Genomic DNA, 19,724 nt, shown 5'->3' with positions numbered 1-19,724 from the left:
TTTAAGGAGTACGCCATGCCAGAGTCAACTCAAATCCACGATGCGCTCGGAGCCTTCGACAAGACCACCTCACACTGGGGCCGAATCACCATGATTATTGGCCTGTTTTTCTCGCTCGCGGCCCCGGCCTACCTAGTCTTCTTTTCCGGACTGGACATTGAACTATCCGGAATCTTCGCGGCCTTCGCCGCGCTAGCAGCGGTGTTCGGGGTGATCTGGATTGTCGAACCGCTGACCTACTACCCCATCTTGGGAGCCTCCTCGATGTATCAGGCGTTCATGATTGGCAACATTTCCAACAAGCTTCTGCCCGCAGCAATGATCGCCCAGTCGACCATCGGAGTGAAGCCCGGCACGCGCAAGGGTGAGCTCGCCTCCGTAGCGGCCATCTGTGGTGCTGCCGCAGTGCACCTGACCTCGTTATTCATCTTTGTCGGTCTACTCGGCACCTGGTTGGTCAGTGTGATCCCCGCCGATATCGTCCAAACCGTGCAGCTTTACATCCTGCCCACGGTAATGGGCGCCGTGCTTATTCAGGCAATCGTTTCGCAGAAATCTCCGCGGGCGGCGGTCATCGCATTGGTGGTTTCGCTCATCGTGGTCTTTGTACTTTCTCCGCTCTCACCGAAAATGGCATTATTCTCCACCGCGATTGCAGTGATTTCCACCGCCGTGCTGGCCTGGGTGCTACGCGACCGTCAAAAGACGGATGTGGCCGAAAGAGCCGAGGAAGAAACCCCGCCCGAGGGTCCCGTCTACTAAATCTCAACCCAGCCGAGCCGGAAGGTACACACAGATAATGAGCAAGCTTCCAGAATCATTGACCATGACCGAGGCGATGGCCGCCGATCTGCAGAAATCCTACAAGCATTTACACGCTCATCCCGAGCTTTCTATGCAAGAAAATCAGACTGCAGATTATCTCGCCGGGCGTCTGGAGGCCCTAGGCCTTGAGGTATTTCGTTGCGGCGGCACCGGAGTGGTCGGCGTCCTGCGCAACGGGGATGGTCCGGTGATCGGATTTCGCGCCGACACCGACGGACTGCCGGTACTAGAAGACACCGGATTGGAATACGCCAGCAAGGACACCGGCCACCTCGAGGACGGCACCGAAGTTCCGGTGATGCACGCCTGCGGCCATGACACGCACATGGCCACCGCGTTAAAGACTGCCGAGCTCTATGCCCAAGGGACCGACGACTGGGCCGGAACCATCGTCTTCATCTTGCAGCCCGGTGAGGAAGTAGGTGCCGGCGCCAAGGCAATGGTCGAGGACGGACTGTGGCGGCAAGCCCCCAAGCCGGAAGTCATCTACGGCCAACACGTGATGAACGGGCTGGCCGGGACCGTGACCATTATGGAAGGTACGGCGATGGCCACCGCCGATTCCTACCGTGTCACCGTGTACGGCCAAGGTTCACACGGTTCGAGCCCGGAGCATTCTATTGATCCGATTGTGCTTGGCGCGGCGATCGTGTTGCGACTGCAGACTATTGTTTCCCGGCAAGTGCCGCCGCAATCGGCGGCGGTCGTCACGATCGGTTCCTTCCATAGTGGGTTGAAGGAAAACGTGATCCCAGATCGGGCAGTCTTCACACTCAACGTGCGCACCTTTGAGCCTGAGGTCCGCGAGACCGTGCTCACCGCGATCCGGCGGATCATTATGATGGAGGCTGCGGCGTCCGGGGCACCGGAACCTCTAATCGAGGACTTATCGCATTTCCCTCCATTGCATAATGACCCGGGCGAGACCGCAGCGTTAACCGAACACTTCCGCGAGGAATTCGGCGCCGAGCAAGTCGGTCCTGGCCACCCGGTGATGGGCAGTGAAGACTTTGGTGCGTTGGCCTCGGCGATCGGGGCGCCTAGCGTGTTCTGGTTCTTCGGTGGCAATACCGCGCAGACTCTTGCCTCCGGCATACCACCGGCAAATCACTCACCGTTTTTTGCTCCGGTCATCGAGCCGACACTCAGCACCGGTGTACAGGCCGCGGTGTGTGCCTTGTATTCAAAGCTTCGAAAATAGGTACACAAAATCCCACAACGCCCGTGGGCGCTGTGGGATTTTTTGCAGTGATACTTAGGAAACCAACTTGGCAATGGCGTAGAGCACCATCACGCAAGCGAAACCGACCACCGAGACTAATGCCTGGCCAACGGTCCATACCCGCAACGTGGTGGGTACATCCATCTGGAAGAACCGTGAAATCAGCCAGAATCCCGAGTCGTTGACGTGGCTGGCGAAGACCGAACCGGCGGCCAAGGCAAGGACCATCGTGACGACTTCGAAGGAACTGAGCGATGTATCAGCCAGCACCGCAGGCTGAATAATCGCCGCAGCAGTGGTCAGTGCGACAGTTGCCGAACCCTGAGCCACGCGAACAACTGCGGCAATCAAGAAGCCAGCAACGATCAGTGGCAGACCGACGGATTCCAGCGAGGAGGCAATCGCGTCGCCAATTCCACTTGCTCGCAACACTCCACCGAACATGCCACCGGCACCGGTGATCAAAATGATCGAGCAAACTGGGCCCAACGCCGAATCGACGATGGTTTCGATCAGGGTCTTTTCCTTGCCCTTGCGGAATCCGAGCAGGTACATGCCCAACAGAACGGTGATGATCAGCGCCACCGGAGTTTCACCGATCAGACGCAACCACTGAACCCATGGGGCCTTCGGGTCAACAACCCCGGCCGAACCGAGCATGTTTAACCCGGTGTTCAGGAAGATCAATACCAGTGGCAACAGCAACAGGCTAAAGACCGTGCGTACCGACGGGGAAGATTTGAAGTGGTTCTTGTCCTGACCGTTACCTAGCGTGGCATTCAAAATATCCGGAACTGGAATGTCGAACTTCTTGCCCACAAACTTGCCGAAAAGGTGACCGGCGAAGTACCAGGTAGGAATCGCAACGAGTAGACCGAAGACCAGCACCAGACCGACGTTGGCGTTCAGCAGTCCCGCAGCAGCCACCGGGCCCGGGTGTGGTGGGACAAAGATGTGCATCGCGGAGAATGCGGTCGCGGCAGGAATACCGTAGAACAGCAACGAGCCGCCCAGTCGGCGAGCGACGGTGAAGATGATCGGCATCATGACTACCAAGCCGGCGTCAAAGAAGATCGGGAAACCGAACAACAACGAGGCTACAGACAGTGCCAGCGGTGCACGATCTTCACCGAATTTCTCGATTAACCAGTTTGTCAGCACTTCCGCGCCACCACTGGTTTCCAACATTCGTCCGAGCATCGCGCCCAGACCGACAAGTAGCGCGACACTGGCTAGTGTGCTGCCAAAGCCGGAGGTCATCGTGGTAATAATCGAGCCTGCCGGAATACCTGCAGCGATCGCGGTGAGCAAGCTGGTGAGCACCAACGCGACAAAAGCATGCACGCGGAAGCGGATAATCAGCAGCAGGAGCAGCGCAATAGCTGCCACCGCCACACCTAGTAACGCCGGGGTGCCCAGCGTCCAGTTCATTTCGAGCTCAGTTGTCATTGTCGTCCTTGATCAATGGAAGTAAGTAATTCGCTAGTGATTTAATGCTTCGAGAAGATCACTGACGATCTGTTCAGGGGTGTGTGCGACTTCTGCGAGCAGAACATGTTCGTCGCTGCTTGGTTCTTCCAGCGTCGCCAACTGGCTGGTGAGCAGTGAAGTCGGCATGAACTCGTGCTTGCGTGCCGCCATACGTTCGCCAATCAACTGCTTGCCACCGGTGAGGTGTACAAAGAGCGTGTCTGGTTCGTGACTGCGAATTAAGTCTCGGTAAGAGCGCTTGAGTGCCGAGCATGCAATGATGACCGGCGCTCCCGCCTTATTGCTGTCCGAAAGTTTTTCGCCAATGTTGTTCAGCCATGGTGTGCGGTCCGCATCATCCAAAGCGATCCCCGCCGCCATTTTAATGCGGTTTTCTTCTGGGTGCAGGGCATCGCCATCAATGAATTCCTGCTCCAATTTCTCGGCTAGCAGGGCACCGATGGTTGATTTACCGGAACCGGAAACTCCCATTACGATGATGGGCGTTTGGTTAGTCGTCATTTATCCACTCCGTCGTGCGCGAACCTAATATCAGCTTTTATTGAACCCTAGGTTCATAAAAGCAGATTTAAACAGCCTAGGACTGACACGCCACACTGTCAAGGAAACCAAAACGGGCAATTTGCCAAAATTTTCTAACGCCTTGTCAGCTACGGAATGCTCACATTTATGACGGAACATTCATCTTCAGGTTGAATCTTTCCTGAAAATTTCATTAAAAATCATGAAAACACGTGGAACTACTACTCAATGTCGAGTATTGTCACCATCAAGTAGGTCAAACCCGACCACTTCTGATAGCTAGACCATTGGAGAGAACCATGGGATTTATTGGATGGATCGTTCTGGGCTTGATTGCTGGCGCTATCGCGAAAGCAATTTTGCCAGGGAAGCAAGGCGGCGGCTGGATCGCAACTTTGGTCCTCGGCGTTATAGGTGCCCTCGTTGGTGGTTGGATCGGCCAAGCCGTCTTCAACGCCGATGTTGACAAGTTCTTTTCGCTGTCTAGCTGGTTGCTTGCCATTGGTGGCTCATTGATCGTTTTGGTTGTCTGGGGCTTCATCACCAAAAAGAGAGCTTAGTTGGTGAATGAGGTAAATATTCAGCCTCGATAACAACAAAGAGGATGGCCCGCGGTCCGGCATATGCCGGACTGCGGGCCATCCTCTTTGTCAGCTAGACTCGCCAGCGCAAACGACTGTCGGTCTTGGAACTCTTACAGGTGTAGGTCTTACCAGTTTTCGACTTACCCTTTTTAGACTTATCTACGCTCTTGCAGAACGCTCCCGGATGTACGGTGCCCTTAACGTAATGGCTCTGGATTTTTTTCGGAGTTTTCGGCTTAGAACTGTCTTTGCTTCCACCGGGTTTGATCGGTTTCACCTTGGCGGACTTTTGGTTCTTGCAGGTGTTGAGCACCTTTTTCATGGCGTTCTTCTCGGCCTTGGTCACCGAAAGCGCGTACTTCTTCTTGACGCTGACCTGGGTAGCCACATACTGGCAGCGGAAGGATTTATTTTTCGGTAGCCACTCGGCAGTGTTCTTAGCACCCTTCTGCCGATTCGCAGAAGCCGAGGAAGCCATCAAATTCAACGGGTCGTTAGCCAACGACTGACGTTGTGCCTGCGACAGCTTCTGCCCACCGGAGATCCAGGCGTTTTTCAGCGCAACCACGTGGTCGATATCGACCGAACCGGAATTCACTTTCCAGTTAATGCGCTTACCGGTGTAGCTATCTTGCAAAGTTCCGGAGCGCACAGTGCACTTCTTACGGTCTTTGAACTTCACCTTGGACATATCGCGAGACAACGTATCTTGGCGTTCGTCGCACTTATCCTTATCAAAGTCTTTCCACCCGTTACCGAACTTCTTATTTCGGTTATATCCGGTAGCCGGGGCCTTACCTTTCACCGGCAACGAGTTCAACACAGCCATTGCTTTCGGCCCGGTGAGCTTGGCGCCTGGTTTGATCTTCTTAGAGCCCGTTGAAGCCAGATCGGCCACGAAGTATTGATCAAGTGGGACATAGCTTTGGCTAAACTCGGCAGTTGCCTGCTCTCTATCACCAGCACTTGCGCAGCCAGTTAGTGCCAACGCACCAATCGCGAACATAGCCAAGACACGGCGCAGCATAAAACTCCCCAAGTGATGCGAATGAATAATGATGTTAAAGAGCCGGAATATCATGCGATCTTCAACCAAATAGGAGCTTACCCCGCCTCTCCCCCAAAATTTGAAACCACGCGGCATTCAAGCTGAGCCCCCGTAACTAAAGACAACAGAGCACCTGAGTACGGTGTCAAAATTCAACAGGGTGCTTCACTGACTCCAGTAAGATTTGAACCAGCAGACATTTTGGCCAGCTCTAAGGAAGCACATGACAAACACCGCCTCCGACGCCACCGAGCCGATAAGATCTCGCTCCCGGTGGCAGCCAACTCCGGGAACCGAACGTACGCTGTGGCGTGGAATGATTCATGCCTGGGTCAGCCCGCTGGTGATTATCTTGGGCCTACTGATTGTGGTCTTGGCCCAGGGACCGGCCGCCGAGTGGTCCGCCGCGGTTTTCGCACTGACCTCCATCACGCTCTTCGCCACCTCGGCGATGTATCACCGTGGAAATTGGTCAGCGCAGACCACCGCGTGGTTCCGCCGTGCTGATCACGCAAATATTTTCTTGTTAATCGCTGGCACCTACACACCCATTGCGGTGCAAATCCTTGACCGCTCTCAAGCGATCCTGACCTTGTCGATTATCTGGGCCGGAGCAATACTCGGGATCCTAGTCAAAACCTTCTGGCCAGCGGCTCCACGCTGGTTCTCCGTGGTCCTGTACATTCTGCTTGGCTGGGGCGCAGCGATGGATATCCCCTCTTATTGGGCAGCCAGCCCCGCGGTCCTACTGCTGGTCTTAGGCGGAGGCCTGTTCTACTCGATCGGCGCGGTGTTCTACGCAACTAAACGTCCCAACCCAGTCCCGACGGTCTTCGGATTCCATGAACTTTTCCACGCCTGTACGGTGCTGGCTTTCGCCTGCCACTGGATCGCAGTGTTGCTGGTAGTCCGGTAGACGGGATAAATAAGAATGGCTTCGATCTTTAGGATCGAAGCCATTCTTGATTTAAGCGATTTTTAGCGCAACTTGTACCGCAGGCGAATAAATGCCAGGCCGACCAAGGAGATCACTGCGATCGCCATGTAGTACAGGCTCGGAGTTTCCAACGAACCGGTGATGCTTAGCAACCAGGTCAGTACCAGTGGTGCGATACCGCCAAGCAGGGTCACGCCCACGTTGTAGGTGACCGAGATCCCCGACCCACGAATCGCCGCTGGGAAGAGCGCGGAAACCAGTGCCGGCAGTGGCCCGAAGTAGAAGGACATGATCACGCCCAGTAACGCGATCACCAGGACCATCACCGGGATACTCGGATTGCTGGTCATCAGCTTAAACAGTGGCCATGCCAATACCAAGGCACCGACCGCCGCCCAGGTCATCACCTTGGCAGGGCCCACCCGGTCCGCCAGATGACCGATCATCGGGACGGTCACCAAGGTGATCACACCGGCTACTACTCCGCCAAGGAAGGCGGCATCGGCCGGGATATTGAGGTTTTTCACGGCAAAGGTTGGCATGTACAAGATCATGTAGACAGAAATTGTTGCCACACCGACGGCCGCGGAACCGGCCAAGAGTCGGCCGTAGTGCTGGCTAAACAATTCACCCAACGGCGACTTGCTCTTCGTGGTGGAAATGAACTCTTCGGTTTCTTCGAGTCGCGCACGAATATAGAGTCCCACCGGCCCGATCAGCAGACCAACAAAAAACGGCACACGCCAGCCCCAGCTTTCCAACGCTTCTTGGGATAGCTGTGTGGTCAGCACGTAACCGAACCCGGAGGCCAGTAGCATCGACACGCCCTGCGCGGCCACCTGCCAGGAGGCGTAAAACGCCTTCTTATGCGGTGCGCTTTCGATCAAGAATGCGGTGGCCGTACCAAACTCGCCACCGGCGGAGAATCCCTGAATGAGACGCGACAGCAAAATGATCAGCGCACCCCAGACTCCAACCATCGCGTAGGTTGGGGCCACGGCCATGATCAGCGTGCCGAGCATCATCAGCATCAAAGTCAGCGTCAGCGCCTTCTTGCGTCCCTTACGATCCGCATAACTTCCTAAGATCATTCCGCCCAGTGGACGGATCAGATAGGAAATCGCGAAGGTCGCAAAGGTCAGGATCAGCGCGAAGGATCCATTGGACTCAGGGTAGAACAGTTTGGCGATAGTTGTGGCGAAGGTGGCGTAGACGATGATGTCGAACCATTCCAGGGCCGCGCCGATGGAGGAAGATATCACCGCCTTGCGAGCAATTGCTAGTTGTTGTGGGGTCGCCTGTGGCGCCGTGGTGCTCATGCCGAGAGCTCCTGCACCAGGCGCAGGATGAAGTTTTCGCAGTCAACAATCTGGGATAGCTCAATGAATTCATCCGGTGCGTGGGCCTGGGCAATATCGCCAGGTCCACACACTACCGATGGGATCCCCGCGGCGGCGAACAGTCCCGCCTCGGTGCCATAGGTGACTTTTTCATCGGTGGCGATCGCACCGCAGGCGGCGGCCAACGCAACGATTTGCTCGCCGCGCTCCGTGTCCAGTCCCGGGGCGCCGGCAACCTGTTCGAAGTGCACCGAGCCGGCAGAGTTTAGCTGCTTCATTTCAGCGTCAAGCTGCGCGGCATAATCACGGAACTGCGCGATCAGCGCGGCCCGGTCCACTACTGCCAGCGAACGGAATTCAAAGTGCACCACGCACTTGGAAGGGATGGTGTTCACCGCGATCCCGCCGTCAAACCGGTTCACGTTCATGGTGGTGGTTGGCTCGATGAACGCGTCATCGCTCGGCCCCTCGGTGCGCAGCTGGGCCGAAATCTCTTCAACATAGTTGGCAAAGCGCAACGCGTAGGAGATCGCATTTAGCCCCTCGCGTGGCAGCGAAGAGTGGGCGGCAACGCCGTTGAACGTCACCTGGAAAACGTTCATGGACTTGTGCCCACGAATCGCGCGCATGCTACTTGGTTCACCGATGATGGCTCCGCGTGGGGCCAGCTGCTGGTCGGTGATTTCCTCCACCAGGCTCACCGCTCCCACACACCCGACTTCTTCGTCATAGGACAACGCCAGGTGGATTGGTTCCGATAGTTTCGCCGCGGTGATATCCGGCAGTTTGGCCAGGATTACCCCGATAAAACCCTTCATATCGCAGGTGCCACGTCCGTAAAGCTTGCCGTCACGAATCTGCGTGCTAAACGGCTCGCTGGACCAGTCCTGCCCGTCGACCGGGACCACGTCGGTGTGCCCGGAAAGCACGATGCCGCCGGTTCGCGTGCCATCGGCCGCTGGTATGGTGGCCAGCAGGTTCGCCTTGGAGCCGTCCTCGTTGTGGATCAACTTCGAGCTAATTCCCGCTGCATCCAGCTTGGCCACCACCAGCTCGATCAGCGGCAGGTTACTGTCGCGGCTGGTGGTATCGAGGCTGATCAGTTCATTGATCTCGGCCATCGTCGTTTCGGCTGGTGCAGCCATGATGAACTCCCGTATCGTCGGTAAAGCTAGTGATGGGTTCATCGTTTCACACCAAGTCACGACGGTAAAGAAGATTTCGATTCGAGGCAATATAGCGTTAAAATTACGCTTCGAAGATTCCGGCTCCGCGCAGATAATTCCTGATCAGTGAGCCGAACACTCCGTCTTGGTCCACCGTGGGGTCCGCCTGTTGGAAGGCAGCGGTAAGCAACGGGTACTGACCGCTGGCCAGCGCCTGCTGAAGTTCGATAACACCGCGCGGCTGCGCATCTTGCTGACTTAGTTCGTTGATCACGAAGGCGGAGGTGATCGCGGTCAGCATGGCGATCGTTTGAAGTTTTTGCGTTCCAGATAATGCGGTACCCGCTAAGGCGCTCAGCGCGGACTCTAAATAGTGCAGGGTCTGTGGCCCTGGTACGCGTGTGCTCTGCACCAGTGGTGCCAGCCAGCGGTGGGTGTGCATAATCGCTCGTCCCTGCGCGGCGAGTGCGAGCAATTGTTCTTCAGGGCTGCCGGCCAACTCGTCGAAGACGTATTCGCCGCTGACCCGATCCACCATCAAATCCAGTAATTGGTCCGAAGAATCAACATATCGGTAAAGGGAGGCTGCCCCCGCGCCGATTTGTTGGGCGACGGCTCTGATGGACACCGCGTCCAGACCTCGCTCGTCGGCCAGCTCAACGGCCACCCGTGCGATCTTTTCGCGTGAGTGCGACGGTTTGGGACCCCTCGCGCTACGCTCTAAAGTCGCGCCGGCTTCCTGCTTCTTTTGCTTCGGCACTCTAGAATTCTCCTGCCGTCCTTGGTGGTGTTCCGCTGACACCATTAGACTATATACTTAATTGCGAACAGTGATCGCTATTAATAGTCTGGAGAGAAAATGCGTGTACTCATGATCACCCCTGGAACTCGTGGCGACGTCGCACCCATGGCGGGACTCGCCGCCAAACTGGGCACTCACGGTTTTGAGGTGTCGATCGCGGCCAACATGGAATACGCACCATTGGTCACCCACGCCGGCGCCACCTTCCACGAACTGCCCGGCTCCATGGATGAACTGGTGAACCCCGCAGCCCCGGGCCAGAAAGCTGGCGCCAAAAAATTGCGCTGGTATATGCGTGAATTGCAAGCCTATTTTGAGTCCGCCGCCACCGGAACACTGCGAGCCGCCGAGCAAGGAGCGGAGGTGATCATGGCCAATTCTGTCGCACCTTTTGCCTACGATGTCGCCGAGGCGCTACAGATTCCAGTCATCGGCGCTCACCTGCAGCCATCGGTACCGAGCGGGGCCTACGCACCCATGGTGTTAGGCACCGCGCGCAATTTTGGTGCTGTGGGCAACAAGCTCCTTGGCTCGCTCATTGGTGCCAGCAAAGCTCCCTACGATCCGCCAGTTAACCGGCTGCGTTCCGAACTTGGCTTGCCGCCGCGCAGTCGGCCCGCCTCCGAGCGGCAACGCAGGAGCAAAGACGCGCCGATCCTGCACGGTTTCAGCCCATTGCTGGTTCCGCGACCAAAGGACTGGCGCCCGGCCATGAGCACCTGCGGCTACTGGTGGCCGCAACACGATAGCGATTGGACCGCCCCAACCGAGCTTCTCGACTTTCTCGCTGATGGCCCGCCACCGGTCTACCTTGGTTTTGGCAGCACCGCGGCAATGGATGCGGATTTCATGCACGAGGTGGCTACCCGCAGTGACCGGCGGTTCATCCTACAAGGCGCCCCCGGAATCAACGAGCCGAACATCTTGGGCATCGGCGGCACCGACCACCAGTGGCTATTTCCGCAGATGGCCGCGGTCATTCATCACGCCGGGGCAGGCACTACGGCCTCCGGACTACGCGCCGGCGTGCCAACGATTAGCGTGCCAATCTTCACCGATCAGCCCTTCTGGGCGGCACGCGTGCACGCCTTAGGCGCAGGAGTGGAGCCGATCAAATACAAAGAGCTGAGCGTCGAAAGACTGCTCGCAGCCATAGATCAGACGCTGGCTACCGATAAATACGCGGTGCGCGCTGCACATCTTGCGAAGCAACTGGAAGCGGAGGAAGACAGTTCGCTGCCGGTAATCCGGGCACTACATCAACTAACTACTGCCCGCTAACTGTCAATGCCCGCACGCACCAAAGGCACCCACCGAATTGGTGGGTGCCTTTGGACGGAAAACTTTTACTTGTTCAGATCGTCGCGAACGTCTTTAGCTGCGTCCTTGACTGCTTCGCCGGCCTGTTTGGCCTTGGCTGCTGCCTGATCCTTCACGCCTTCGGCCTGCAGGCTCTCATTGTTGGTCGCATCGCCTACGGTCTCCTTGACCTTGCCGCTTGCTTCCTGAGCCTTGTTCTTAAACTTATCGCCCAAACCCATCAGATGATCTCCTGTCGCTTGATCGAACAACTTACCTAACCGACGCTACCTGCCAATTTTTGGAGCTAGCTGGACACAACCTTACGTTTGCCTGACTCCGATTTCTAGGTCTTGCAATCGTGCAAGTATGCGCTAAGGTTTGGCTTTTTACCGCGCCGGGTCAAGCAGTTCGCGTAGCGCCAATTTATAGTTTTCAAACGCTACCCGCCCCGTGGACGTGAGACACACATAGGTCACCGGATTGCGTCCCTCCAAAATCTTCTCCACTGCCACATACTGACTCTCTTCAAGTTTGCGCAGATGTGTCGCCAGATTACCCGAGGTCATCGCAAGCAGCCCCTGGAGTTTGGGAAATGAGATTCGGTCTCCGACCCGAAGCGTGTCGAGCACCGTGACCGTGCGCAGGCGCGCCTGTGCATGGATGACTGGATCAAGCTCGTGCATGCCCACCTTTAACCACCTCACCTGCGACCAATGCTGGCTTCAGTCCGTGCAGCAACCCGAGCACTATCAACCCCAGTCCTCCCACCGCGCCGGCCAGCAAATTGTAGGGCGCCGGCACTGCCAGTGAAAGCATTCCAATTACTAAGATCCATGCCCCAAAAATCAATTGTGTTCGATCATTGAAGATCAACGATCCGGCGATTACCAACACCCCCACCACCAAGCACAGTGCGCCGAGCGCGAAGGTCAGCAGTCCCATGGAATCTAGGCCCGCCGCGTGCAGCCGCCATCCGAGCAAGCCGGCAAAGATGATTCCTAGCGTGAAGGTGTTGCCGTAAATGGCACCTTCCACCATTGATGGCCCCTTCGTTCCGGAGCCACGTTTGGCCGAGTGCACCGCGGAAAGCACGATGGCCAGCAGAAAGGCGAATACCCCAATGCCGACGCCGAGAAATCTCGGCAGCAACGGCGCAGCAACCGGAGCAAAGGTGAGGAAGACCGCGATGAACGCGATCACCCAGGCGCCGCCCCAGAGCGAAAAGAGAAGCAGCTGGTTCGGGCTCATGGCCTGACGTGTTTGACGCGCATTAGCCTCGATATCATCCAAGATCCGCGCCGGATCCGTTTCTGGCGTGTTGTCGTTGCTCATGGTCTGCTCTCTCTTTCATCGGGCGACTCGGTAGAGCCACAAAGTTATTCGTGATGAAAAGTACTTTGCATTACAAAGTTAAAGATAGCACTCAGGAGTCGTACATGCTAGGGGTGCTGGTACTGCACCAGCGCCAGCGGAAAACTCCGTATCATTGTCTGTACCGGACTTCGCAGCACCATCGCTCGCGCGCGGTCAGACATCGGGTGAGCGCCACGACTCAACGAGGTACACCGCCATCGAGCACTCCCCCGACACTGCCGGCCAAACCCTGAGCTGGGACCATCAAGGAACCCGCACTTCCGCCAGCTGGTTCTCTGCCAATGCACGCCCCGCACCCAAAAATGTGGTGGTCGTTGACGACCGGCTCACCGCCGATGCCGCCATGCGCAACGCAGCACGCGGCATGGCCATGCTTTGGCTGGGCGACTTCCACAATGCCAAGCAAATGCTCTCGGCCATCGATCGCCGGCTTTCCAAGGCGGCCAGCGGCAAGTCTTCGCGCAAGACGCAAACCGACGCGGAAAAGTTCTACGCCATCCGCCAGGGGCGAGCCCAACGCGCACGCATGATGTCGTTGATCTTGGTTCCGCTGAATCTGGACACCGCCGATGGCGAAGCCGCGCTGGAACTGCCCCGGGCCCCGCGCGTTGGACCTGCGGTGGCATTTGGCTATCCGCAGCAGTCCGGCTCCGCTGCCACCAGTGCCGTGGTCAGCCTCCAGGAACTCACCGGCGTGCTCAGCGCCTACCAATGGCACCTCAACGGCGTCGAGGTGCCGGCGCTAGGCCAGAAGATCCACCCCGGCTACGGCACGTTCCTGCCCACCCGGCACGAGTATGTTGATCTGGTCGCCAAGGCCCCGCTGAACACCACCGAGCTGGCCTTTGATATCGGCACCGGCACCGGAGTGCTGGCAGCCGTCTTGGTGGCCCGCGGAGTGCAGACCGTAATCGGCACCGACATCCATCAGCGCGCGGTGGATTGCGCAAACGACAACTTCGCGCGCCTGGCCATCAGTGATTCCGCGCGCGCCGAACTGACCAGCATGTTTCCCGCGGGCAGGGCACCTTTGGTGATCTGCAATCCGCCCTGGCTGCCCGGAAGCGCGCCGACCACCCTGGATGCGGCCGTGTACGATCCGGGAAGCAAGATGCTCTTGCAGTTTCTGCGCGGACTGCCCAAACACCTCACGCAGCACGGCGAAGGCTGGCTGATCATTTCCGACCTGGCCGAGCTGCTGGGCCTGCGCAGCCGCCAGCTATTGCTCGATGCCATCGACGACGCAGGACTCGAAGTGATCGACAGGCTCGACACCCTGCCCACCCACGGGCGCGCCACGGATGATTCCGACATCCTCCATGCAGCACGCTCGCGGGAAGTCACCTCGCTGTGGCGGCTGCGCACCAAGGCATAACCTTCCTCCGCGCCTAGCTGTCGCGGCCGAGCACCGCCACCAGGAAATCATCAGCCGGACGGTGGAACTGCCAGGTGGAGAAGCGCTGCTGCACTTCGAGGCCCGCTTCTGCGGCATCGGCTTCGAAGTCCGCGAACTCATAGTCGCGTCCCGCGCCGAAACCCACCACCAGGCGTCCCTCGGCCGCCAAATGCTCACGCAGTTTCACCAAGGCCGGCAGCCGCTCGGATTGGGATAGGAAGGTGAGCACATTTCCGGCCGAGACGATCACATCGAACTCCGGTGCGGCCGAAGAGCCATCGCTGAGCGTGAAGTCAGCCAGATTGCCAACCTCCCAGCGCGCTTCTGGGTAATCCTCGCGGGCCACATCGATCAGGTGCTCATCCAGGTCGATTCCTACGACCTGATGCCCGCGCTGCGCCAACCAGCCGCCGATGCGGCCGGTACCGCATCCGGCATCGAGGATTCGGCTGCCGCGATCTGCCATCGCATCGATGGTCCGCGCCTCACCAAAAATATCGCGGCCTTCCTGCGCGAAGGTCCGCCAGCGTTGTGCAAAGTTCTGCGAGTGTTCGGGATTCGCTCGGGTCGCGGCGATCCAGACGTTTTCTTCGGGAGCAGTCATGACTTCAGTTTCCCATGTGACAAACAAATGAAGAAGTTCATTCTAAATGCCAATATTCCACGGGAGATAGCGCTCAACTCATAGCAGGACAAGGGCGCAGGAAAAGTTAGATGACTAATACAGCCATCTCACCAACAGACTCGTTAAGACCAGCCAAGGATCTCACAGAAAATTCACCGTCCGATATCTGATTCGGTCGTATTACTCAAACCTCAAAGCCGAACATTACTTCGAACTACGTTTAGATATCAATGTCGACCAATCGAGTATCATCCCAGCTCCAGTACAACGCACCTTGATAAGACTTTGACTTACTTACAGTCCCATCTCGATCTTTGAGTTCCGCGGTCAATGGCGATAGATTCCACTCCTGCCCTTCGAAGAGAACTTTCGAGTTCTTAAGAACCGTTGCAGTGATTTTTGGATTCGACACAAATTGGATCGTTTCCCCAGCCAACTGGTTCAAAATTTGACGCGAGTCGAACTGCCCAGACCCACCGTTATTCTGCTTCCAGTTGCTTGCCTGTTTAAACCCGTGGGGAATTTCGAGAACCTGCTCTACCAGCAAGCCAACTAGATATTGCTGACGTCGTTGAATCGATTCGACGTTCCACTCATCGCGGTCAAGGACGTAGTTCTGAGTCACCTGCAAACCAGATTTGCCGGCGTACGTAACTTTTTTCGCGACGTACGGCTTGTTTCCGAGCTCTTGATTGTGCCTAATCAAAGTAATATTTCCGATATTATTCACAAAGTCCTGATGATCCTTTTCGTAAGACTCACCAAGAGCATTGCTCCATTCAGCACTCAACTTCTGAGGCATGATGTGCTCCAGCTGAAGCGTATTATCGTCCCAAGCAGGACGCGATTTTGTCAGCAGCTCTTCGGCCAGTGACAGAAGCAGACGAGGGTAGTTTCTAGATCTACCTAAGTTGTAGAAATTCATAGTTTCCAGCCGTGAACTCAGTTCGGAGTCATTCGGTAGTCGTAACGCATATTCTTGTGAAGAGAGTTGTTCAAACAAAGATTCCGTCAAGTTTTCAGATGAAACTAGGTCAGCTATACGGGCACCTAAAACAGGGAAGAATTTGTTCTCAGCTTGGGTCATGCCCAAAACACGTCGGCGGAGGAGATATGTTCGAATCGCCAATAGCACTTTAACGAGCCTACCGTCCGTCAATTCTTTCGCCGACCAAGCAGCTAGGACCTCTGTTAGGTAGGAATAAGCAGGTGCAACACCGATAATGTTGAGATCAAAAATTACGTGATCTGCCGCCTGGATCTTAGTCTGATCAAGACCACAGGCAATAGCATATGGGCGCGAATAGCGAACAAAGTCCTCAAATAACTCTTCTACTGTCCGACCGCTGGCAACCTTCTTAAACATTCCATAGAGCTCTTTATAGTTGCTCTCACGCGCCACTTTATAACTCTTATGTTGGTCAGATTGCATCCAGTCACGGATAAACTCGGATAATTTCCCAGGAAGCCGTTTTTCGAGCGTCAACCAGTACTCGTTGTACAGTTTTGTTTGCTCGTCGGAATTCTGACCCATTAGCAGATAATTCCGGACTAGGTCGGCGAGCGAAAGTGGCTTGCCGAGCGAGTTCATAGACTCGAAAATCTCTTGTGGGTTTTCCCATGGATTCCGGTCGGGTTCCAGTTGAATAGATATAGTACTGAACTTCCTCAGACCTTTTTCTAGAAGACCCTTTTTTACGACATCATTCAACAATTCGAATTCCCTGTGAAAGAAAAGATAATTCTGGTAAACGGTTGAATTCTTTAAAGAAGAAGGAATCTCATGTCGCAGGGCCAAGCATTTATATGCCTCCCAATCTGTTTCCACTTGCTTAAGCTTGATCTTGTACTCACTACCATCACCCGCTCGCTCGTTTTCGAGATAACGCTTCTGAATCGCTTCCTGATAGCCAGAATCTTCGAGACTATCGCGAAGAGCCATCAGCAGAAGCATCGTGGTCGTAATCCGTTGCTGACCATCTGTGAGCACATATTTGTCGGGTAATCCAAAGCCAGATTCTTCGACAACATAAACTATGCTTCCGAAGAAATGCTCCGTCTTCACACTTGATTCGTTTAAACGAGCCACTTTGTGGACATCCGTGAGAAGGACTCTGCAATTCTCTACAGACCACTCATAATTGCGCTGATAAGGTGGAATGAAGAAAGTTACGTCATTATTGGACAAAGAATCAAGTAAATAAGTGGGGTTTGCTTTCATGATTGTATCCTCTTACTAGAACCAACAATTTAGCCATTTCAGAACTCGGCCTCGACATTTGTGGCGCCGGGATCGCTTCTAAGCTCGATCGTTGCACATCACGGTTGAAATCACCCACAAGACGAGCCGCCAACGGTAATTGAAGATACTGAAATGAAAAGGATCGAATGTAGAGATACAGGCCATGGCACCGTCTGGATTTTTCGAGGAGCCCAACGGGAAAACAAAAACCCGCTTCCCCTCATCGAAAAGATGAGGTGAAGCGGGTTTTGATTGGTGGGCCCTACCGGGATCGAACCGATGACATTCACGGTGTAAACGTGACGCTCTACCAGCTGAGCTAAAGGCCCTTACCATCGTTGAGCGAAGAAATAACTTCTTGCCAACAGGGAATAACTTTACTGGTGAAAACCCATCGGCGCAAATCAGTTTGCAGTGACGTGCATCTCCCGCGAGGCGATTAGTTCTCGGCCCGCGGCAGACGCACGCTCGGGTGAAACGTTTAGAACCAGAGCTGCGCCAGAAGTTTCAGCGAGTGGTCGCGCACGGCTGGATCGAAGGCGTAGGTCGTCGTAATCAGTTCGTCGGCACCGGTGCGCTGCACAAACGCATCCAGCTCGGCCTTGACCTTCGGCGCAGCGCCCACCGCTTTGATTTTCAGCATCGGGCTTCCGCCATGGCTTGCCAGCGTTTCAGGGTCTACCGGAGGCTGCAGCTTGCGTGATTTTCCGCGCAGAACATCCTGGAACATCTGCTCGACCACAGTGAATTCCCGCTCAGCCTCAGCGTCGGTGTCTGCGACCATCACGTTGATACCAGCCATCACGTAGGGCTTGTCGATCTGGGCCGTCACCGCTTCGGGATTAAATGCGTCGCGGTAAACTTTCAGCGCGTGGTCAACCTGCTCCGGAGCGAAGTGCGACGCGATAGAAAATGGCAGACCCAATTGGCCGGCAATAGACGCACCATTAACCGTGGAGCCAAGCACCCAAATCGGCACGTTCATACCGGCCGATACGGCAGAGACAATCGGCATGCTGTGGGCCGTGCCGCTCTGCCCGAACCAGCCCTGCAGGTCATAAATGCTCCGCGCAAATTCTTGCGGCTCGGCCGACGAACGGCTCAGCGCCTGCGCGGTCATGCCATCCGTTCCCGGTGCTCGGCCAAGGCCCAGATCGATCCGATCGCCGTGGATGTTTGCCAAGGTGCCGTACTGCTCGGCGACCATCAGCGGAGAGTGGTTGGGCAGCATCACGCCGCCAGAACCCACCCGGATCCGCTCCGTGACCGAGGCTGCCTGTGAAATGAGCAACGCGGTGGCGCTGGAAGCGAGATTTGCCGTGTTGTGGTGTTCGGCAAACCACAGCCGATGGTAGCCAAGTTCATCCGCCAGGCGTGCGGTATTCATCGACGCGGCAATTCCCTCGCGCGCGGTGGAACCTTCAGAGATAGAGGCAAGATCAAGAATGCTCAACGGGACAGGCAAATCGTTTCCTTAAGTTTGCGGCTTTGCAGAATCAACCCTGCAGAGAAAATAGGGACGCTCGCTAGTAACAACCAAGCCGAAGAGGAACCTATTCCACTGAACTCTGTGATGCTCCCCCGGTTTCGAACGCATATCCCCAGGCCTCCGCGGCATGTTCAGTCCACAAGCTCCGCCTGTTCCCACTTCCGAGAACCGATGTTCTCACTGGAAGCCGCAGCGTCAGCCGGTGCACAACAAAAAACCCGCTTCTCCTCATCCGTAGATGCGGTGAAGCGGGTTTTGCTTGGTGGGCCCTACCGGGATCGAACCGATGACATTCACGGTGTAAACGTGACGCTCTACCAGCTGAGCTAAAGGCCCAAACCTTTATGCTGTCTTGCATTTCTCCAAGCCAACGAGAGATAAATTTACCGGTTATTTTCTCTTCGCGCAAATCGAGAGCCGAACGTGCCAGACGAGCTACGTCACGTCAGGCTCGTAATGACCTCTTGATATGCCTTCAGGCTGCGCGGCTCGGTCATTGGACTACTAAAAACGTGGCGCACCACCCCGTCGATCAGGTACAGCGAGAGGCGTGTAGCCACTCCCTTAGCCTCATCAAATGCGCCGGCCGCCTTGGCGACCGCACCGTGCGGCCAGAAATCGGCGAGCAGTTCAAACTCGACGCCAAGCTGTTCGGCGTAGCTACGCAGCGTGAACTTATGGTCCACGGAGATCGCCACCACCCGTACGTTCGCGTCGAGGAACTCTTGGTGATGTTCTTGAATTTGTGCCAGTTCAGATCCGCAGACGCGGGAAAATGCCCAGGGGTAAAAAACCACCAGCACCCTGCCCGAAGCGAGCTGGGTGCTGGTGATAGTTTCGCCGTACTGGTTTTCCAGCGAGAAATCGAACAGGCGTGAACCTGTTTCGATCATTAGTGCTTCTTGCGTGGTGCTAGACGGATGGCGGACCAATCCTCTGAGACACCCTCAGTTGTAGTGACATGAAGCCCCGCGGTGGGAGCATCCTGTTGAATCTGGGTTGGGGACACGTGTCCGCTACGACCCTGTTTAGGGGTAAGTAGCCAAACAATGCCACCTTCATCAAGGCATTCCAATGAATCCATCAGAGCGTCGACTAAGTCTCCGTCGCCGTCGCGCCACCAGAAAATGACTGCGTCGACTACGTCGTGGTCTTCTTCGGTGAGCAAATCTGAACCGATCAGGTCCTCGATAGCATCACGAAGACCGAAGTCCACGTCTTCGTCATAGCCCAGTTCCTGAATAAGGTCTTCATCTTTGAAACCCAAGTTCTTCGCGGGTTCCAGGTTTGCCGATACGGCGTCGCTCACTTCATTCCTCCTGCTGTTACAAAGCGTTACTAACAACAAAACACTCTTTT

At 55.9% G+C, this 19,724-nt stretch carries 20 protein-coding genes and 2 tRNA genes; 6 read left to right on the top strand and 16 right to left on the bottom strand.

Translation table 11 applies throughout. The annotated features are described in order from the left end of the window. Window positions 1–15 precede the first annotated feature (15 nt). Window positions 16–762, top strand: coding sequence for a hypothetical protein (locus tag IEX04_RS10375; protein ID WP_096254199.1), 747 nt, complete (start codon window positions 16–18; stop codon window positions 760–762). A 37-nt stretch (window positions 763–799) separates the two neighbouring features. Further along, window positions 800–2,026 (top strand): amidohydrolase, encoded by a 1,227-nt coding sequence (locus tag IEX04_RS10370; protein WP_188685594.1) that lies wholly within the window; start codon window positions 800–802, stop codon window positions 2,024–2,026. A 54-nt stretch (window positions 2,027–2,080) separates the two neighbouring features. Here the strand turns inward: IEX04_RS10370 and IEX04_RS10365 are convergent, their stop codons facing one another. Both IEX04_RS10365 and IEX04_RS10360 read right to left on the bottom strand, forming a co-directional pair. After that, window positions 2,081–3,496 carry a GntP family permease gene (locus IEX04_RS10365; RefSeq protein WP_096254197.1) on the bottom strand — a complete coding sequence of 472 codons (1,416 nt, stop codon included), beginning with the start codon at window positions 3,494–3,496 and terminating at the stop codon, window positions 2,081–2,083. Between the two features lie 33 nt (window positions 3,497–3,529). Next, window positions 3,530–4,039 (bottom strand): gluconokinase, encoded by a 510-nt coding sequence (locus tag IEX04_RS10360; protein WP_096254196.1) that lies wholly within the window; start codon window positions 4,037–4,039, stop codon window positions 3,530–3,532. 320 nt (window positions 4,040–4,359) lie between these two features. Here IEX04_RS10360 and IEX04_RS10355 point away from each other — a divergent pair, with 320 nt between their 5' ends. Further along, a complete protein-coding gene (locus tag IEX04_RS10355; protein WP_096254195.1) occupies window positions 4,360–4,620 on the top strand; it encodes a GlsB/YeaQ/YmgE family stress response membrane protein in 261 nt (86 codons plus the stop codon). A 94-nt stretch (window positions 4,621–4,714) separates the two neighbouring features. On the opposite strand, the gene IEX04_RS10350 is transcribed toward IEX04_RS10355, so the two are convergent. Next, complete coding sequence (locus IEX04_RS10350; protein ID WP_096255051.1) at window positions 4,715–5,671, bottom strand: HNH endonuclease family protein; 957 nt, start codon at window positions 5,669–5,671, stop codon at window positions 4,715–4,717. Between the two features lie 244 nt (window positions 5,672–5,915). Between IEX04_RS10350 and trhA the strand changes: the two genes are divergently transcribed. Next, window positions 5,916–6,608, top strand: coding sequence for a PAQR family membrane homeostasis protein TrhA (gene trhA, locus IEX04_RS10345; protein ID WP_096255050.1), 693 nt, complete (start codon window positions 5,916–5,918; stop codon window positions 6,606–6,608). A gap of 62 nt (window positions 6,609–6,670) precedes the next feature. On the opposite strand, the gene IEX04_RS10340 is transcribed toward trhA, so the two are convergent. The 3 genes from IEX04_RS10340 to IEX04_RS10330 form a co-directional block, all read right to left on the bottom strand. Beyond that, window positions 6,671–7,948: an MFS transporter gene (locus tag IEX04_RS10340; protein ID WP_096255049.1), complete on the bottom strand. Its 1,278-nt coding sequence runs from the start codon at window positions 7,946–7,948 to the stop codon at window positions 6,671–6,673. Further along, window positions 7,945–9,114 (bottom strand): acetylornithine deacetylase, encoded by a 1,170-nt coding sequence (gene argE / locus IEX04_RS10335; protein ID WP_188685592.1) that lies wholly within the window; start codon window positions 9,112–9,114, stop codon window positions 7,945–7,947. The genes IEX04_RS10340 and argE overlap by 4 nt, the downstream gene beginning before the upstream one ends. A 103-nt stretch (window positions 9,115–9,217) precedes the next feature. Then, window positions 9,218–9,895: a TetR/AcrR family transcriptional regulator gene (locus IEX04_RS10330; protein ID WP_188685590.1), complete on the bottom strand. Its 678-nt coding sequence runs from the start codon at window positions 9,893–9,895 to the stop codon at window positions 9,218–9,220. A 99-nt stretch (window positions 9,896–9,994) separates the two neighbouring features. Here IEX04_RS10330 and IEX04_RS10325 point away from each other — a divergent pair, with 99 nt between their 5' ends. After that, a complete protein-coding gene (locus IEX04_RS10325; RefSeq protein ID WP_188685588.1) occupies window positions 9,995–11,218 on the top strand; it encodes a glycosyltransferase in 1,224 nt (407 codons plus the stop codon). Between the two features lie 65 nt (window positions 11,219–11,283). Here the strand turns inward: IEX04_RS10325 and IEX04_RS10320 are convergent, their stop codons facing one another. From IEX04_RS10320 to IEX04_RS10310, 3 genes are all read right to left on the bottom strand, one after another. After that, window positions 11,284–11,478, bottom strand: coding sequence for a CsbD family protein (locus tag IEX04_RS10320; RefSeq protein ID WP_096255046.1), 195 nt, complete (start codon window positions 11,476–11,478; stop codon window positions 11,284–11,286). 147 nt (window positions 11,479–11,625) lie between these two features. After that, complete coding sequence (locus IEX04_RS10315; RefSeq protein WP_188685587.1) at window positions 11,626–11,922, bottom strand: transcriptional regulator; 297 nt, start codon at window positions 11,920–11,922, stop codon at window positions 11,626–11,628. Next, complete coding sequence (locus tag IEX04_RS10310; protein WP_188685585.1) at window positions 11,909–12,571, bottom strand: hypothetical protein; 663 nt, start codon at window positions 12,569–12,571, stop codon at window positions 11,909–11,911. The genes IEX04_RS10315 and IEX04_RS10310 overlap by 14 nt, the downstream gene beginning before the upstream one ends. Before the next feature lie 154 nt (window positions 12,572–12,725). On the opposite strand from IEX04_RS10310, the gene IEX04_RS10305 reads away from it, so the two are divergent. Then, the gene (locus tag IEX04_RS10305) at window positions 12,726–13,988 is read left to right on the top strand and encodes a methyltransferase (RefSeq protein ID WP_308422415.1); all 1,263 of its coding nucleotides are present in this window, start codon (window positions 12,726–12,728) and stop codon (window positions 13,986–13,988) included. A 13-nt stretch (window positions 13,989–14,001) separates the two neighbouring features. On the opposite strand, the gene IEX04_RS10300 is transcribed toward IEX04_RS10305, so the two are convergent. From IEX04_RS10300 to IEX04_RS10270, 7 genes are all read right to left on the bottom strand, one after another. Beyond that, window positions 14,002–14,613 (bottom strand): class I SAM-dependent methyltransferase, encoded by a 612-nt coding sequence (locus IEX04_RS10300; RefSeq protein WP_188685583.1) that lies wholly within the window; start codon window positions 14,611–14,613, stop codon window positions 14,002–14,004. Between the two features lie 241 nt (window positions 14,614–14,854). Further along, window positions 14,855–16,855: a DUF262 domain-containing protein gene (locus IEX04_RS10295; RefSeq protein ID WP_188685581.1), complete on the bottom strand. Its 2,001-nt coding sequence runs from the start codon at window positions 16,853–16,855 to the stop codon at window positions 14,855–14,857. Between the two features lie 274 nt (window positions 16,856–17,129). Next, a tRNA-Val gene (locus IEX04_RS10290) sits at window positions 17,130–17,205 on the bottom strand. A 152-nt stretch (window positions 17,206–17,357) separates the two neighbouring features. Next, entirely contained in the window at window positions 17,358–18,341 is a 984-nt protein-coding gene (locus IEX04_RS10285) for an LLM class flavin-dependent oxidoreductase (RefSeq protein ID WP_188685579.1), read from the bottom strand. A 284-nt stretch (window positions 18,342–18,625) separates the two neighbouring features. Next, window positions 18,626–18,701: transfer RNA gene (locus IEX04_RS10280), tRNA-Val, on the bottom strand. Between the two features lie 104 nt (window positions 18,702–18,805). Beyond that, a complete protein-coding gene (locus tag IEX04_RS10275; protein WP_096255040.1) occupies window positions 18,806–19,258 on the bottom strand; it encodes a redoxin domain-containing protein in 453 nt (150 codons plus the stop codon). After that, window positions 19,258–19,674, bottom strand: a complete 417-nt coding sequence (locus IEX04_RS10270) for a DUF3052 domain-containing protein (protein WP_229677096.1) — start codon at window positions 19,672–19,674, stop codon at window positions 19,258–19,260. Before IEX04_RS10270 ends, IEX04_RS10275 begins: the two co-directional genes overlap by 1 nt. Window positions 19,675–19,724: the final 50 nt, after the last annotated feature.

Source organism: Glutamicibacter ardleyensis, assembly GCF_014644555.1.
Classification (GTDB): Bacteria; Actinomycetota; Actinomycetes; order Actinomycetales; family Micrococcaceae; genus Glutamicibacter; species Glutamicibacter bergerei.
This window is presented reverse-complemented; position numbering and strand designations above follow the sequence as displayed.